This window comes from Paraburkholderia atlantica (assembly GCF_009362785.1).
Classification (GTDB): domain Bacteria; phylum Pseudomonadota; class Gammaproteobacteria; order Burkholderiales; family Burkholderiaceae; genus Paraburkholderia; species Paraburkholderia atlantica.
The window spans coordinates 154,488-170,945 of the sequence record NZ_WHNQ01000016.1; the positions used below are offsets into that span (position 1 = coordinate 154,488).

14 protein-coding genes and 3 pseudogenes are annotated in these 16,458 nt (G+C 61.2%); 3 read left to right on the forward strand and 14 right to left on the reverse strand.

What is annotated here, in order from left to right; all coding sequences use genetic code 11:
* Window positions 1–6: 6 nt before the first annotated feature.
* The 5 genes from GCT19_RS22790 to GCT19_RS22810 are packed head-to-tail and all read right to left on the reverse strand — an operon-like array spanning window position 7 to window position 3,669.
* Window positions 7–1,356, reverse strand: a complete 1,350-nt coding sequence (locus GCT19_RS22790; RefSeq protein WP_018433030.1) for an ATP-binding protein — start codon at window positions 1,354–1,356, stop codon at window positions 7–9.
* On the reverse strand, window positions 1,356–2,027 hold the full coding sequence (locus GCT19_RS22795) for a response regulator (RefSeq protein ID WP_152853185.1): 672 nt from the start codon (window positions 2,025–2,027) through the stop codon (window positions 1,356–1,358). The genes GCT19_RS22790 and GCT19_RS22795 overlap by 1 nt, the downstream gene beginning before the upstream one ends.
* A 24-nt stretch (window positions 2,028–2,051) precedes the next feature.
* Window positions 2,052–2,783, reverse strand: coding sequence for a cytochrome b/b6 domain-containing protein (locus GCT19_RS22800; RefSeq protein ID WP_026228210.1), 732 nt, complete (start codon window positions 2,781–2,783; stop codon window positions 2,052–2,054).
* Window positions 2,755–3,243 carry a diheme cytochrome c gene (locus GCT19_RS22805; protein ID WP_152853173.1) on the reverse strand — a complete coding sequence of 163 codons (489 nt, stop codon included), beginning with the start codon at window positions 3,241–3,243 and terminating at the stop codon, window positions 2,755–2,757. The genes GCT19_RS22800 and GCT19_RS22805 overlap by 29 nt, the downstream gene beginning before the upstream one ends.
* Window positions 3,244–3,294: 51 nt before the next feature.
* Entirely contained in the window at window positions 3,295–3,669 is a 375-nt protein-coding gene (locus GCT19_RS22810; RefSeq protein WP_375791998.1) for a DUF1924 domain-containing protein, read from the reverse strand.
* A 307-nt stretch (window positions 3,670–3,976) separates the two neighbouring features.
* On the opposite strand from GCT19_RS22810, the gene GCT19_RS43465 reads away from it, so the two are divergent.
* The gene (locus GCT19_RS43465) at window positions 3,977–4,189 is read left to right on the forward strand and encodes a hypothetical protein (protein WP_018433034.1); all 213 of its coding nucleotides are present in this window, start codon (window positions 3,977–3,979) and stop codon (window positions 4,187–4,189) included.
* Window positions 4,190–5,346: 1,157 nt separating this feature from the next.
* Window positions 5,347–6,039: a phosphatase PAP2 family protein gene (locus GCT19_RS22820; RefSeq protein WP_026228211.1), complete on the forward strand. Its 693-nt coding sequence runs from the start codon at window positions 5,347–5,349 to the stop codon at window positions 6,037–6,039.
* A gap of 284 nt (window positions 6,040–6,323) precedes the next feature.
* Here the strand turns inward: GCT19_RS22820 and GCT19_RS22825 are convergent, their stop codons facing one another.
* The 4 genes and pseudogenes from GCT19_RS22825 to GCT19_RS22840 all read right to left on the reverse strand — a co-directional run.
* Complete coding sequence (locus GCT19_RS22825; protein WP_018433037.1) at window positions 6,324–7,733, reverse strand: sensor histidine kinase; 1,410 nt, start codon at window positions 7,731–7,733, stop codon at window positions 6,324–6,326.
* The gene (locus tag GCT19_RS22830) at window positions 7,730–8,392 is read right to left on the reverse strand and encodes a response regulator (RefSeq protein WP_018433038.1); all 663 of its coding nucleotides are present in this window, start codon (window positions 8,390–8,392) and stop codon (window positions 7,730–7,732) included. Before GCT19_RS22830 ends, GCT19_RS22825 begins: the two co-directional genes overlap by 4 nt.
* A 24-nt stretch (window positions 8,393–8,416) precedes the next feature.
* Window positions 8,417–8,731 carry a DUF4148 domain-containing protein gene (locus GCT19_RS22835; RefSeq protein ID WP_018433039.1) on the reverse strand — a complete coding sequence of 105 codons (315 nt, stop codon included), beginning with the start codon at window positions 8,729–8,731 and terminating at the stop codon, window positions 8,417–8,419.
* A 147-nt stretch (window positions 8,732–8,878) separates the two neighbouring features.
* Window positions 8,879–9,124 (reverse strand): annotated as a pseudogene (locus GCT19_RS22840) (DUF4148 domain-containing protein); the annotation flags it as partial.
* Between the two features lie 534 nt (window positions 9,125–9,658).
* On the opposite strand from GCT19_RS22840, the pseudogene GCT19_RS22845 reads away from it, so the two are divergent.
* Window positions 9,659–10,436, forward strand: a pseudogene (locus tag GCT19_RS22845) (filamentous hemagglutinin N-terminal domain-containing protein); the annotation flags it as partial.
* Window positions 10,437–11,280: 844 nt separating this feature from the next.
* On the opposite strand, the gene GCT19_RS22860 reads toward GCT19_RS22845, so the two are convergent.
* From GCT19_RS22860 to GCT19_RS22885, 5 genes and pseudogenes are all read right to left on the reverse strand, one after another.
* Entirely contained in the window at window positions 11,281–12,627 is a 1,347-nt protein-coding gene (locus GCT19_RS22860) for a PQQ-dependent sugar dehydrogenase (RefSeq protein WP_035490415.1), read from the reverse strand.
* A 650-nt stretch (window positions 12,628–13,277) separates the two neighbouring features.
* Entirely contained in the window at window positions 13,278–13,601 is a 324-nt protein-coding gene (locus GCT19_RS22865; RefSeq protein ID WP_018433042.1) for a CcdB family protein, read from the reverse strand.
* Window positions 13,601–13,891 carry a type II toxin-antitoxin system CcdA family antitoxin gene (locus GCT19_RS22870; RefSeq protein WP_152853174.1) on the reverse strand — a complete coding sequence of 97 codons (291 nt, stop codon included), beginning with the start codon at window positions 13,889–13,891 and terminating at the stop codon, window positions 13,601–13,603. The genes GCT19_RS22865 and GCT19_RS22870 overlap by 1 nt, the downstream gene beginning before the upstream one ends.
* Window positions 13,892–14,547: 656 nt before the next feature.
* Window positions 14,548–14,816, reverse strand: a pseudogene (locus GCT19_RS22880) (DUF1488 family protein).
* A gap of 152 nt (window positions 14,817–14,968) precedes the next feature.
* A partial coding sequence (locus GCT19_RS22885; RefSeq protein WP_152853175.1) for a site-specific integrase occupies window positions 14,969–16,458 on the reverse strand: 1,490 nt, incomplete at its 5' end.

Below are 16,458 nucleotides of genomic sequence, written 5' to 3' on the forward strand. Positions count from 1 at the left end.
GGTCGATCAGTTCCCGGCCGGGCGCCACCTGACCTGGACCTGGAGCCCCCTGAGGGCACTGGAGCGCCGCACGTCGACCGACGCCGCGTGAAGGTCGACGATCCGTTGCACGATCGACCAGCCGAGTCCACTGCCGCTTTCCGCCGTGCCTGGCACGCGAAAGAAACGCTCCCCCAGTCGCGGGCGGTCCGAGTCCGCGAGCCCGGGACCGCTGTCCTCGACCGACAGGACTGCTCCGTCTTTGCCGTTTTCGGTTTTGATCAGGACCGATGCGCCGGGCGGGCTATAGCGGATGGCATTGTCCACGAGATTGCGCACCAGAGCCGCGAGCAGCATTTCGTCGCCCGTGACGCGGCACAGTTTCGCACCGTCGAATTCCAGCGACTGACGCTTCGTGATCGCCGTCGGCGCCAGTTCCGCGACCACGCGTTGCACCAGCGCGCTCAGATCAACCACGGTCAGTTCGAGAGTCGCCCCAGACTCGAGCCGTGATAGAACCAGCAACTGGTTCACCAGCCGCGTTGCCCGGTCACACCCTTCCAGCGTAGCGCGCAATGCATGCTGGCGAAGCGCATCATCTGTTTCGGCCAGCGCAACCTGGGCCTGGGTTCGAATCGCCGCGATCGGCGTGCGCAACTCATGAGCCGCATCCGCAGTGAACCGGCGCTCTGCTTCCCAGACTGTCTGAATGCGGATGAAGAGATGGTTGAGGGCGTCGAGCACCGGGGACATTTCGGCGGGCGTTTGCGTCATCACGACAGGCGCAAGGTCATCGGGACCACGCAGGGCGATCGTACGACCCAGCCGTTTGAGCGGCGCTACGCCTCGCCGCACGGCCCACCAGGTGACCAACCCGAAAAGCGGTAACGCAACTGCCATAGGCCACAACGTGCCGCGCAATACTGCAAGCAGTATCGAAGTACGCGAATCGACACGCTCACCAACATACACGCGTGTGTCTTCATGCGGCCCGCCGGTGGAAAACACCCGCCACGCTTCACCGTTGATTTGCACGGTTGCGAAACCCTGGTCGATCTGTCGATCCACGGGAATCATGGGGGCTGTTGGAGCGTTGGCGGAACGCAGGACCGCCTGCCCCTCATGAAAGATCTGAAACGCAACCTTGGGCGCGTACGGGTGGGGCACACGCGAATCGATCGTGTCATCGTCGTCGATCGATTGAGTTTGCTGGATGACCAGTAGCGCCGCTGCCTGGGCGAGATGACTGTCGAGCAGTTCGTCGAGTTCGCCGCGTGCGTCGCGCCAGATGAACAGCGCGGTAATCAGCCAGACGCCGACCACGACCCCGATCACGAGTACGAGCAGACGGCCCTGCAGTGAGCGCGGCCGGATCATCACGTGGTGGCAGCCTCCCGCATCAGCACGTAGCCGACGCCACGAACTGTTTTGATCAGGTCGCTGCCGAGCTTGGCCCGCAGGCGATGGATGTGCACTTCCACCGCGTTGCTTTCCACTTCCTGCCCCCAACCGTAGATGGCCTGTTCAAGCTGCTCACGAGACAGCACACGGTCCGCGTTCAGCATCAGGATCTGCAACAGGTCGAATTCGCGTGCGGAGAGGGTTACCGGCTCCTGATTCCGATAGACGCATCGCGTGGCGAGTTCGAGCGTGACGTTTTGCACCTTCAAAGTTTCCCGCGCCTGGCCGTGTGCACGACGCACCAATGCCCGCAGCCGGGCTGCGAGTTCCTGCAGGTCGACGGGTTTGACCACATAGTCGTCGGCGCCGATGTCGAGTCCACGGACACGGTCGGAAACGGTGTCGCGCGCGGTCAGCACAAGTACGGGCAAGGTCACGCCCGCGCGACGCACCGACGATAGCACTTCGATGCCATCCTTACGAGGCAGCCCGAGATCGAGGACTGCTGCCGCGTATGACCGGGTACGCAATTCAGTTTCCGCAGCGTTGCCATCGCGCACCCAGTCGACCTGGAACCCGGCCTGCCGCAGGCCGGCACGAACGCCATCGCCAAGCAATGGATCGTCTTCGATGAGCAGTATGCGCATTTTCCGGGTCACTCACGGGTGATGTCAGTCATCGCTGTCACTGTGACGGGTTTGCTGCGCGGAAGTTGCATCGCGTGCGGACAGAAGCGATGCCGGCGCTTCGTGCCATTGCCACCACCAGAATGCGAGCACAACGGCCAGCATCAGCGCGGCAACGCCTCGCCGGGCATACCGGATCGCTTCGTCAGGTTTCCCGGTCTTGCGTCCGCGGAACATCGCGCCAATCAGGTTCTCCCGATGCAGCCAGCTACTCACGACAACGCCCGCTATATGCACCCCGACCAGGATCAGCATCACGTTCGCCAAGCCCTCGTGGAGCTCACCGAGCCACGTTCCGCCCGTATCGTTATAGGACGCCCAACCGGTGATGGTCAACGCACATGCCGATGCAAGGATGGCGACGATGGCGACGGCGCCCGCCGGATTGTGGCCAATATAACGTTGCGGGTGGCCGTGCAACAGGCCAAGCATGTAACGCGACACGCGAGCGGGTCCGCGAACGAAGCTGGAGAAACGGGCGTACCTCGTGCCAATCACTCCCCACGCGAGTCGAAAAATCACGAGACCACCTGCGGTGTAGCCTAACGTGACATGAACCAGCCGCCAATGCTCGCTTTCCGCGGTCAGCCATGCTCCGGCAAAGCAGACTGTGAACAGCCAATGGAACACACGTACAGGTGCATCCCAAACCAGGATGCCGCGGTCTGCGGCTCGCTCTGCGTCGCTGTCATTGCGGCAGGTGGATGAAGTGTTCATCGAAGTTTCCTTGGTCGGCACGGGTATGGCAGGCGGCACAATTCGATGCGCTCTTGACCGCCGGCCGTTTCCATACGGAGGCGGGCACCTCCGCATGGTCATGTTGGAACCACGTCGAGCGGGTAATACGGTCCTCAGGCGGCGCGGCGCGCGCGTCCGCATTGCCTGACGAATGTGCCGTAAGCCACGTCGAAATCTGGTGGACGGAGTCGGCGTCGAGCGAGGCATCGGAGCCGAAATGGTGGGACAGATTGCCCAGAATGCGCTGCCACGATGCCGGCGGCAGCATGACAGGCGGGTAGGCGATATGACAGGTCGCGCATTCCTGCCGATACTTCGGCAGCAGATTGATTTGGGTACGCGTGTCGTCAGCTTCGGCCACTACGTCGGAAACCGCCAGTGAAGCCAGCAAAGCGACAACGGACACTGCCGCAAAACGGGGCACGAGATCAAACGGCATGGGAAACGGTCCTGTGGCGGAAAGGCTTTCGTTGCAGAAGCGAGAGTTGGCCTATGGCTTGAGCGTCAAGAGCCAGGCTAGCAGGTCTGCTTTCTCGGCTGCCGTGCACTCCCGTCCGACGACGTCGTTGCAATTGCGTCGAAACCATTTCTCGGTCTTCGTTGCGTCCGTAAATCGCTCCGGGTTGAACGCGGGAGCCAGAGGCGCGATTGCCTTGCCCGTGGCGGCATGTTTCCCCGTTTGTGTGGGCACTGCGCCGTGGCAGGCAGCGCAAGTCCACTCGCGACCATGCAATGCGTTAAAGAACTGCTGTCCGCGCGAAGCGAGTGGCGTTGCGCCGCCCGATTGCGCCTGGTACGCGCCCAGAAGCTCCGACGGCGTGGCAGCATTGGATGTAGCCGCTGCAGTAGCGGTCGGAATCAGCAGGAGCGCTACGCGCAATCCCCGCGCCGAAAAAAGCAATGTGCTCAAGAGTTTCTCCGGTAGATATCGACCATCTTGTGGGGCCTTCCTTACCGGATTCTTAAGCGCTGCATCATCGCTGCTCCCCGTGCCGCGTCGGCTGCGGTGGCAAGTTTGCTCCTCCTTATCGCCGAACTTCGCAACGGTGGACACGCTGGTTGCGACGGGCGAGTGCTTTGACGCGCATCAATGAACGGTGCCGAACGGTGTGTAGTGTTGAAGCTGAGAACAGATCTGCACCAGCTGCCATCGCCTTACCCGGAGATTTCCTATGAGAGCCTTCCTACTTGCTCTAGCCCTCTTCGGCGCGCTGACTTCACCAGCGCTGCTGGCCGCGTCCAAGGACACAGCTGCGCCGCAAAGCGCGTCAAAGTCTCCGAATCCCGATACGGCTGCGTTCGACAAGAGCCTGACCCAGTTCAATGAACTGATGAAGACGATGGAGTCCCAGATGAATCAGATCCGTCAGACCACGGATCCATAGGTACGCCAGAAGCTTCTGCAGAAACACTGGGCCACCATGCAGACGGCAATGGCCATGATGCGAAGGATGTGGGGGCCAGGAACGAGGGGAGAGGGTGGAATGGGTTCCGGCATGATGGCTCCAGGAATGATGGGAGGCGGTTGGGGGCACATGGGCGGGTACTACTCACATCTCACTCCGGAGCAATTGCGGCAGAGGCAGTATATGACCGACCAGTACCTCCAAATGCAACAGGAAATGATCAACAACATGATGTGGCAACAGGAATACAGGATGGGTCATCCCGCCTCGCCACAGTAGGTTGCACGAGAGCCGATGAAGGAAATCGGTTGCCGGATTCAAGCGGTAGATGCAGTAGTCAGTGGAATCGTTCGGCTGGCGTTTCTTAGTGCAGGGTCTTCCTGGAGCGCAGACGGCGAAAGCCGTGCAGCCACGCTTGAGTGCGCTCGAGGTACCCACGCGTTTTTCCGGATCAGCCTCTCAAACTGCGAATCCTCGGGCCGCTATCGCCAGATCAGCGCGCGTCGGCTGCCGTCGCGCGATGTTCATTCCCGATTTCCCTGCAGAAGCGTGTTGTCCACGACACGTAGCGGTTAGGGCGCCTTCAGTAAACCTTCAGCTTCCACCATTAGAGTTTTTGTTCAGAAAACCGGACTCGGTGACCTTGTATCCGCGTAACCTGTCGTGAGGCCATCTTGAAACGACGTGCCATTGGCGTTGCTCGAACATACCTTAAAACTGCGGCCGCTGGAGCGATGCTTATTCAGGTTGTCGTGCTTATCTGCATCGAGATATTCGGCGCGGACGAGGCAGTATTTGAGACGCCCCGATTTCAATTGTGGGCCGCCGCAGCAATCCTCGCGTTCGTGGCATCGGTGCGCCTCGCAGGTTGCGCGGCATACGCATACACGCTAGCAACGCGTTCCGCCTGTGAGCATCGAAACCACAACATACCAGGTCAGCGAACGTCGGGCGCGGCATTACGCTTCCCGCTCCGTCTCCATCTTGGTTTTGCCGGCAGAACAGCGGACGGTGGGAGTGCCCTCGGGACAAAAACCTGACCGTTTTCACAGCGACTGCTCGACTGCAAATCATGCAACGCGCCGAGTTCTCGTCAACGGGCACGCGGATCGCAGCCGACGATGGCAGAAATAGAAATGAATAGATTTGATGCGTTGATCGAAACATATCTTTCCAATATCCATTTCAGTCATTTCTCGACCCAATCCATACAAGCCATCGCAGGCCTGTACACCTGGAAAGGCCTCGTTCTTATTCCCGTGCTGTGGTGGATGTGGTTCCAGCAAGACGAGCACCGAGAATGGCGGCGCGAAATGGTTGTCGCGACGGTTCTCAGTGGAGTCGTGGCGCTGTTCGTCGCAAGACTGCTGACTCACTGGTTGCCCTTCAGAGTGCGCCCCCTTTACAACACCGACCTTCATCTGCAGTTCGCAAGCCGCTCGGCCATGGGCACGGGGTTGGCAGACTGGAGTTCGTTCCCAAGCGATCACGCAATGTTATGGATGGCCATCGCGACCGGCATCTTTCTCGTGTGGCGGCGCATTGGTGTGCTGGCGATTCTCTATACTGCGCTGTTCATTTGTCTCCCGCGCGCCTATCTCGGCTTGCACTACCCGACCGATTTGCTGGGGGGCACGGCTCTCGGAATCGCGATCACCTTGATCATGACGCGAGGTGCGATCCGCGTGCGCTATGCGACTCTGCTGCTGCGATGGATCGAACGCTACCCATCGCCTTCGGCGATGCTGGGCTTTATTCTCTGCATTCAACTCGTCACGCAGTTCGACGAACTGCGTAGTTTGGCGAGCGCAGTGTTCCGACATCTGTAAGCCGGGCGTTGCGTCGAAGGTCTGAGCCGGAAGCTATCGGACTCAGTACGGCTATCACGGTTCGACGGTGTTTGCCGCTGTCGCATGTGCCGAGGATTGCCCCGGCTCGCAGCCGATGCGCCCAAAAGAGACGATGCCTTGGGGCGGGGTCCTTGCCGATAAGGGAGTGAAACATCAGCGGATCGGACCATTGGTACTTTGCATTTCCATTGCTCGAGTGGCGACTGGCCGATAGGGGATCGCGGCCAGGAACGTCAAGGTGCGACGCAAAGTGTCGATTCGCACTACGGCCTGACGGTGTCTTCCGTCGACGCGACAGACGCGTCAATGCCTGTGGTTCGTCGCATGTCCGGTGTCCGGTCTTCAGGACCAGCTGGCGGGAAGCGCAGATGGACCTGCAGCCCACGGCCGTTCGCTCCCCTGCCGAGCGAGAGGACGGCGCCGTGCTGCTCCGCGATGCGCCTGACGATCGACAGGCCCAGACCACTGCCGGGCGCGGCATGTCCATTGCCGCGATAGAAGCGTTCCCAGACACGCTCGCGATCATTTTCGGGAATCCCCGGGCCCGTGTCGCAAACTTCCAAGGTCCCACAGCCGCCTTCCATTTCGACATGGACATCGACGCGCGCATGCTCGCCGGCATAACGGATCGCGTTATCGACGAGGTTATTGAGCAGGATGCGAAGGCCGTCTGTGTTGCCGCGAATCTTGACGGCGGTTGGAGCAACGAGACCAAGGTCGAGACGGGCTGCCTCGGCGAGACGCGCGCGCTCGCCAACGACCGCGCGCGCAAGCGAAGTTAGATCTACCACGTCAAAGGCTGGCGGGTTCGACTCTGGTGCGAGTCTCGCCAGTGTCAGTAACTGTTCGGCGAGATGAGCGAGGCGTGCCGTGCCCACGCCGATCTGCCGGATGATGGCTTCGCGTTCGTCGCGATTTGTCGCTTTTGGCAATAAGTCGACCTGCAGGCCCAGCCCCATGATCGGTGTGCGAAGCTCATGCGCAGCGTCGGCGATGAAGTCGCGCTGCGCGGTAAACGCACGATCGAGCCGAACCAGCAGATCGTTGAGCGCGTCAACGAGCGGCTTGACCTCCCCGGGCATCGCAGCGGTGTCGATTTCCTGCATGTTGTGCGCATCGCGCCGCTTCAGATTCGCGGCGATATCGCGCAGTGGCCTCAAACCATTGCCGATACCGAACCACAGAAAGAGCGCGAGTACCGGCAGCAGCGACAGTACCGGCCAGAACAGATGCATCGCGATCTCGGCCAACGCTTCCCAGCGTGCCCGCTTGACCTGCGCGACGCGCACGAGCATATCGCCATTACGCGAAACATACGTATGCCACAAGTGGCCGTTGACGGTCAGGTCGGCGAGGCCCGCACCCGTGGGCGGCGGCAACGGCGAATCGAGGTCGCTGCTGAACACGCGTGTCGTACCTTGCCAGACCTGCAGCAACACCGCATGCGACTGCTCGCCTGACAGTCGGTCTTCGTTGGCGCCCTGCATGCCACGCAGCGAAAGACGCCCATCGGGCTCGACGACGACATGTTGCGCGACAGCTTTTAGCTGATCGTAGAGCAGTTCGTCGAGTTCCGCTAGCGCGCCCCAATACGTTGCAGCGCTCGCAAGCAGGCCCATCAGCAGGGTGGCCGGCAGCAGCCACATCAGCAGACGTCGGCGCAGCGATCTCATGCGATCTCTCCAATCTGGTATCCGACGCCGCGTACGGTGCGAATCGCGCCTGCGCCCAGCTTGCGACGCAGGTTATGAACATGCACCTGGATCGCGTTGCTCTCGATCTCTTCGTTCCAGCCGTATAGCCGTTCCTCCAGCTGTTCACGCGACACGATGACGGCCGGGTAGTGCATCAGTTCGACCAATAGCGCGAATTCGCGGCTCGTCACCGATATTTCATCGTCGTGGAGCCATAGCCGGTGCTGCGCGGGTTCGAGCCGCAGCGCACCAACCTGTAACGTGGACTTTGCCCGGCCAGCCTGGCGGCGATGCACGACGCGCATGCGAGCGAGCAACTCGTCCAGCGCGAACGGCTTGACGATGTAGTCGTCGGCGCCGCCGTCGAGTCCCGCGACGCGCTCCGGAACGGCATCGCGCGCGGTAATGATGATGACGGGCGTATCGACGTTGCGAGCACGTAGCCTCGCGAGCAACGTCAGGCCGTCCTGCTTTGGCAGGCCCAGGTCGAGCAGGACGAGCCCGTATGAGGTGGTGTTCAGCGCGAGCGCGGCCGCGTCGCCGTCGGTGGTCCAGTCGACGGCAAAGCCTGCCGTCTGCAGGCCTTGCTGCAAGCCGTTACCGATCAGCGGATCGTCTTCTGCCAGCAATATGCGCATCCAATTGTGCCGCGAGGAGGGCAATCAGGGGTGGTTGTAAGACTGTTGCATTCTGGCATTCGATGCATGATTTCCAGACTGCGACGAGCCCGCGGCCGGGGTGCCGTAGCCTGCATTACCGTTTGCTGCTGGCTGAGTCCGGGCTCCGATTCGGGCTTCGGCCGCCTGGATGTCCGCGGGGTAGTGCAGCTTGGTGGGCTTGTAGCCGGCGTGTTCGAGCTGGACGAGTTGGGCCCTGACCTGGGCGCGCGTCGTCGGATCGTTCGACGTTTGAGCGAACGATACAGCCGGTACAGAAACGCAAACGATAAGGGCGATTGCCTTGGGGATCGTGTTCATGACGCTTACCTCATTTTACTGCTGTCGAAGCCGTGTTTTGCCTGAGCGGATGGCTGAACGCAACGGAAGTCTCGCGTTTGAGCCGCAGAGCAACGCGTGCGCCGGGACGTTTTGTCAGTCGGTGTTGGCTCGCCCCTTGAGACCCGCTCAATGATGTTCGTACAGCGTCGACGTGGTGCCTCGCATCGCTCGATGTCCGCCGGATTCCGCAGTGCTGCCAGTAGTCGTGCCCATGCCCGATGTCGAATAGTCGTTGGCCGTCCCACGTGTAGCAACTCGTGCTTCAGCTTTCTGGATATCGGCTGGGTAGGTGGCCTCGTCGCGTTTTGCCGGGTTATAGCCTGCGTTTTCAAGCTGGATCAGCTGGGCGTGAACTTCAGCGCGCGTCGGAGATTGCGCTGGCTGAGCTCAACACAGAAGTGGTGCGAGCAGGATGCCAACAGCGCCGATTGCGGAGAAAGTCGATTTCATGGATGCCTCCAGTTCGGTTGGTCAGTGAGAAGAACTTGAGAGAAGTCTGTAACGCGAAATTTATCTCGTGCTTAGCAAGGTCACGCTTTGGACGAGAGCCGCGGAATCTTCATGTGGTCAGCGTACTCCTGGGTAACTTAAGGCCAGGTTAACGAGGCGCATGTGCTTCGCAGAAATTGCGGTCTGTCAGATCCCATGGTCCACCTTCGAAGGCATTGCGGTAGATTGCCCTTTTTGGGTGTGGGACGGCGTATGCAGGCAATGAAGATGACGAGACAGTAATACTGGTCATGGATACAAGACCTGGTCCGGATCAGTCAGGGTGTTCCATAGACCACTTGTATTAGCGTGACTCAGACAAGCTGACTAGTATTCTGCTTGTGGAGTAGTCACGGCTTACACGACCCCAGTGGGACTGCGGGCCGATGGCGCCCAACTTCTGTCGAAGGGGGCCATATGGCACCTTTGTCATCTGGCGAGCCGCTACGTCGTGCCCTGACTCGTCGGCAACCGTCTCAACACATCACGCCTGTCATTGCTGCCTCTCTCGTCGGCTTGTCGTTGGCGCACGCGGCCTTTGCCGGTGGTGTGCTTCCGCAAGGCGGCCATTATGTTGCCGGTGCGGGAACCATCGGAAGTCAGTGCGGCTCGCTCACCATCACGCAACCTGGTTCGACCCGTGGCGTGATCGACTGGACCAGTTTCTCGATCGGTAAGGGAACATCGTCACGTTCAACAACGGTTCGGGCGCAACGCTCAATCGCGTGACGGCCAGTACGCCGTCTGTGCTTCTGGGCAGTCTGAATGCAACGGGCAGCGTGTATCTGATGTCGTGGTCAACGCGGGCTCGGTCAGCGCATCGAATGGCACCGTCGAGTACGTGGTTGGACAACAGGTGATGCTGTCCGATTCGTCGAGCGGCAGGCAGCTATTCGTGCAGACCGGCAACAAGGGCACCGTGATCGATCGGGGTGCGACGCTGGCCGCCCAGATCAATCTCGAAGCGGCCGATGGCAACATTTATGCCCTCGCAGGTGGTGGCTCGCATATTCGCGCAACCGGCACCGCGACGCGCGACGGTCACGTCTGGCTGGTAGCCAATGGCGGCCAGGTCACACAGCGCGGAACCGTCGCTGCCATGAACCTGGATGGTGGAGGAGGCACCGTCGATACGCTCGCCGCCACCCTGAATTTCGCACACGACGCAGCGATCCGGGCAGGGCGATGGAACGTTCTCGACCGGACATCTTCAGGTTGAATGGCGTTTTCGGCGAACTCCGCGATCACTTGCTCATGCTGCCCCGTCAGCATGTATGGGCTGATGGCCATCAGCCACTTTCTGTGGTTCAAGATGGCTTTAGGGGCATCGCGAAAGTTGCAAGCCCGGAGTTCTGGTTCGCTATGCAGCTCGCCCATGCTTGCAGGCTTTGTAACAGCTATCTCGTTAACTGGTGGCTACTTCGTTCAGGCGTGAAGAAAAAATGTAGTCTCGGTTGCAAATGCGCTGTTCCACACGGACCTCGACGCCAATCCGCATGGGTTTGCGGGCCTGCGACATGCGCACGACGCTCAGCGAGCCGGCAAATGACCGCCGTATCAACTTTCGGAGGATCAGTTGGCACAACAGCAATACGAATCGTGCATACAGGCCTGTGACGCATGCGCAGCCGCTTGCGCCCATTGCGCAATGGCCTGCCTTACCGAACAGAACGTGGCTGAGATGGCGGCATGCATCAAGTCGGATATGGACTGCGCGGACATTTGCCGGTTCGCGTCTGCTGTCATGGCTCGTGGTAGCAGTCGCGCGAAGGAAGTTTGCTTGTTGTGCGCGCCGAACTGCGACGCCTGCGCATATGAGTGCGAGAAGCATCAGCACGAACACTGCAAACAGCGCGCGAAAGCCTGTCGGCGTTGCGCCGAAGAATGTCGGACTATGGGGCAATGAGACGTTAGCTCGTTCGCAGGTTGCCGGCGGACGAGACGATGCGGGCCAGCCCGACGCATGAGCTGGCTCCGGCATACAGCTCTGACGGATGAAGCGGTTCCGACAGGGTTCGCAACGAAGAAGGGGCGTTGTGTCATCTTCCTTCCGGGGCGGTGTCAGCAGACTTGACGTTGTTACTCGGCGCTATCCGCCATACGGCGTTGCCGACGTCGTCAGCAACGAGCAGGGCACCGTGCGTGTCTAGTGCGACGCCAACGGGTCGACCCACGGCGTAGCCGTCCGCTGTCAGAAAGCCGCTCAGGAAGTCTTCAGGTACACCGGCAGGTTTTCCATCGACAAATGGCACGAACACGACTTTGTACCCGGAACGCGGTTTACGATTCCACGATCCGTGCTGGCCAACAAATGCGCCGCCACGATAATGAGGCGGGAACAGCGAGCGGTCGTAAAACACCAGACCTAGCGAAGCCGTATGGTTGCCGAGCGCATAGTCAGGCGCGATGGCCTTCGCTACCATATCGGGGCGTTGCGGCTTGACGCGGGTGTCGATGTGCTGGCCGTAATAGCTATATGGAAAACCGTAGAACGCCCCGTCTTTTACGTCGGTCATGTAATCCGGAACGAGGTTGTTGCCGAGATCGTCCCGCTCGTTGACCGCTGTCCACAGCGCGCCGCTGTCCGGTTGCCAGGAAAGCCCGTTGGGGTTACGCAACCCTGTCGCGTACGGCCGCAAACGCCCACTGTCCACGTCGAACTTAAGGATTCGCGCGCGGCCTTCTTCGGCGGCGACTCCATTTTCCCCTGCGTTACTGTTCGATCCCACTGTAATGTATAGGTGCTTGCCGGAGCGATCGGCGAGGATATTCTTGGTCCAGTGATGGTTGATCGGGCCGGCCGGCAACTCGGCAACTTTGACGCCGGGGCTCGTGATCTGGGTGACGCCCCTCACATAGTCGAAGCGCAGCAGAGCGTCCGTATCGGCAACATAGAGTTGATTGCCAATCAGCGCCATCCCGAACGGAGAGTGCAGGTGTCGCAAAAAGATGGTCTGCGTTGTCGCGACGCCGCTGTCGTCCCCGCCGCGCAATAGCACAATGCGATCGGGGCTTGGCACACCGGCGCCGGCATGCTTCATGACCTGTTTTCTGATCCAGCCGAACGAGCCGCTGCCTTCATCGTGTTCCTGTGGCGCGTCGGTCTCCGCTACCAGTATGTCGCCATTGGGCAGCGTGTAAAGCCAGCGCGGGTGCGCGAGGGCACCGGCAAACTTGGTGACCAAAAAGCCGGCGGGAGCCGTGGGCGTGAAACCGTCGGGGCGCGCCTGAATCGTCGCGATGTTAACCATTGGAACCAACGACGATTCCGGAGGCGGCATGGCGGGCGACGTGCCGAAGCCCCCATCAATTGGACCTGATGGTTCGAGCGCGCAAGAGGCTAGCGGTAAAACCATTGAAACAACGAGGTGATGCAACAGGCGCATGTCAGTCCCGAACGATGAGTGTCGATTGGTGCAGTCTGCGAGGAACAGCAAGAAGCCGGCCTGCGGCGTTGCCGTTTGAGATCCCCTGCAGAGCGTGGTCGGACGGCTCGACGACGGCCTGTGTTTGCGGAGCCGACGTTCGCGCACATTGGATCGAGCGGCTGTATTGGGTCCGACAGTACGCATTCGTGAAACTAGGTAGCGGGCGTTCGCCGCAGTTCCTCGAGGAACGCCCGGTGAGCAGCCGTAAACGGGCTTGTCAGAGTCGACACACGAGCGTCAGTTGTGGCCGAACTATGCGTCCTTAGGACGCGGGGCTGGATGACCGTAACGCCGGGAATAGCCGCCGGTAAAGCGGAAACATACACATGACGGCGGAGGGGAGGGCGCCTGTCGTTCCGCAATGCGCCAAAAAAATCGCGATCAGGTCGTCTGCAGCGCCAGGAGGCCAAGCTCAAATATCGGGGCGCGCAGTGTCTGAATCAGATGCCGAAGACATTGCGCATGGGACCGTCTGCGCTGCGGCGGGTTTACGCTGACTCAGCATTGCTGACCAACATGGTTCGACGACATCCCGATGGGCGGTAAATGGCACGTGTACTGCCAATGCCGGAGCGTTGGTGTGGGGCGGTGCGCCGCCGGAAGTTGGATCAAAAAGCGCCGAACAGACAATCAAGCGCGGCACTGATCCGTTCCTGATCATTTTTGAGCGTGCCAATTGCCGGACCCAGATCCCCTGTCCTGAACGCGCCGAGCAATGGCGTTTCCAGTACGAACTGTTCTCCCTCAATTTCGAATATGGGCGAGAGATCCTGCGCAACCTTGCTTGCCGTGTAGTTGCCGGTTACTCGTGTCAAGGGAATGACGACACGCGATATGAGGTTGCCGAGATGGTCACTCTGCACGTCCAGCAGAAACGGTGAGATAGCTTTCGATCTTGACGAAGGATTTTTGTAAAGGTCAAAACGCGCCATCAAAACATCCGGTGCTCTTCGAGGGGCAAGCCATCGCGCTCGATACGCGCATTCATTTCCGCGATGAAATCAGCGTTCTTTTCCTCCCAGGCGCGAGCCTCGGCTGCTTGAACTTCTTCGCGCAAGCCGCGTTCGCTTGCGCGCGAAACGTTGATTTTCAATTCCTTGGCGCGTTCGAGGAGATCTGTCGGAAGCGAAACGTTGGTAGGTTTGCGCGTTGTCGTTGCCGGGGCATGCGCTTTAGCGACACGTTTCGTGGCGTCCGGCCGCCCCACAGTTGTATTGATCATGAGCATTTCCTATGTGCATGAATCATGCGCATAGTATGCCATGCTTCGCGCCACCCGCAAAATTCTGGACCAGCCGTCAGTTCCAGCAATAGGGTGTACGTTTTTGTTCTGACGTACGTCAAAGGCGCACGGGTCGATAAAGCGTTCACGCATGGTTCATGAAGCGGGCGCTATTGCCACCACGGCTGCCGTCGATCACACGTCCGTCAGACAGGCCGAACACGAACGTGTGGCCAGCTTCGGCGGCGCGTCGCCAGCCGGGCAATTCCCCTGTACTCGATGACCCGTTGCCCCCGGGGATCCGCTTTAGCGCGAACAGTCCCATGCAATGTGCGGCGAAGTGTCAGGCGTTGCAAGCACATCGCCACGGTCGCTGCCATTCAATGTCTGCAGTTCAGACGTGCAACTAACGGTCCGAGTCTTCCGACCTCCTGCTCGGGCTTCGCCCCAAAACCAGCTCACAAAAAAGCGACCGCGCCGGCTTGCCCTCGCGGCGGGATGCACGTGCTTGGCAACGGCTAGGATGCTTCCATCAAAGCGACTTCACTTGTGAGCCGCGAACCCGCCGCTCAACTGACCGCAGACCAGCTGAGCGCGCTATCGGAGTCGATTCCGGGATGTGAGGTGAAGGACGCGTCTCAAGCGAAACCGGTGTCTCAGGGGCGCGAGAAAACTGCTGGCGTCAACTCAAGTCGTGCTGCGGGGCTGGCAAGCAACTTCCGTTCGGCTATCGCCCGGATGCGCCCGTAGCCATCACGAAATTTTTTGAGGATGCGCTGTCGCCTGCGCGTGCCTCAAGCCAGAAATGCGCTTCCAACGCCGCGATCGTGATGACGCATTCGACCGGGCGGTTCTGGAAGACAAGAGAAAATGCCACGCCGCGGCGATTGGCAAGCACCTGCGGCTCAAGTTCGACGGTTTCCATAGGTGGCGGGCACGGCGCTTCCGATCAGGTCACGATGATTTTTGCACAGCTTTTGCATTTCGGGTGCAGGCCAAGTTTGCGCGTCGCTGGTTATGGCGCGCCACGTCGGACTGCATGGAAGGCCGCGGTTCTCAACGCCGGTTGCGCGCTGACTACTTGCGTCTGTCACTGGCAAAAGCCTCCCCGATCTGTCGTGCCCGCTTCACCTCATCACTGTGCAGATAGATCGACGTCGTCGACACAGACGCGTGCTGCAGATTGTCCCGCACGGTCGTCAGTTCAGCGCCGCGCCCGAGCGCATGGGTCGCGTGCGTGTGGCGCATCCAGTGCGGACTCGCGCGCCGCAGCTTCTCCGCAAGCGGCGGATGATCGCCTTCGATAGCCTGCGCGGCGAGCAGGAAGAAGCGTCTGAGCACACCCCAGAGACGCGCGCTGCTGATCGCCGCGACGCTCTCCGCCTCGAGCCTGCCGATGATCGGCGTTTCCGGCCGCCAGCGAGCCGGTGCGATCGGCAGCTTGCGTTCGGCCAGGTACCGCGCGAGTGCCTCCCACGCGAGTGGCGGCAACGCGACGCGCGCCAGCTTCTTTCCCTTGCCGGTCACGCGCAGCCAGTGATCGCCGCGCGCATCGGTCTCGACGTGTCCGAGCGTCGCGCCGACCAGCTCGCTCGCCCGCAGCCCCGTCGCGTAGCCGAAGTCCAGTAGGAAGCGCAGCCTGTGTGCGGCCGGGGCTGACCAGCCATACGACCACTCGAGTCCATCGGCGCTCGTGCGCACGAGCGCCCATTCGCCCTCGGTGAAAGCGTGGGACGTGTCCAGCACGTTGGCGCCGCTGGCCTCCCGCACCTTCACGCCGGCGAACGGATTGGCAAGCACGTAGCGCTGCTCGATCAGCCAACGGAACAGCGCGCCCAGAATCGACAACGCGTGCGCGACCGAGCGGGCCGACAGGCTGCCGTTGAAGGGACGCCAGTCCGGTGACGTGCGCGGCCGCACCGGGCCCACCCAGCGGGCGCGCGGCGACGGGTGGCGCAGGAACGCGCGATACGCGATCGCATCTTCCGTCGTGAGCGAGGACAGTGCCCGGCCGCGCTCGACGATCGCCCACAGGATCAGTCGCTCGGCCTCCTTGCGGTAGGTGCGCTGCGTGGCGGGGGATTCGTGCAGGGCAAGCCAGGTCTGCACCGCTTCATAGTCGTTGCCGGCGTCGAGCGCGCAGGTGGCCTTCGGCGCCCGAAATGTCCCCTGGGAGCCGTCAACTTCATGCGGTATCTGCAGCGATTCCCACGGCACGAGTTCGGCGCGGCGGCTCGCGAGCAGGAGCACCCGCGCCTTTTCCGTGAGAGCGGGCCAGGCCGCGAAGAATGTCTCGATGGCGCGGGCGCTGGCGACGCCGAGGCCGGGCACCGCTTTCCACCACTGGCGGCGACGCGGGATGCGCACGGTCAGATCGGCGAGCGTGCGGATGCCGTCGGCGTGCAGCACACGCACGGCCCGCGGGGCGAGCCACTGCGCGACGTCGTCGGTGATCTGTGGTTCTGGCGGGCGAGCTGTGCGCAGCGCTTCGATCGCGTGCGCGACTGCCTTGGCGTGCCGGGCGCGATCTTCCGCGGGATGATCGAGGAGGGCGGCCAGATCGTCAC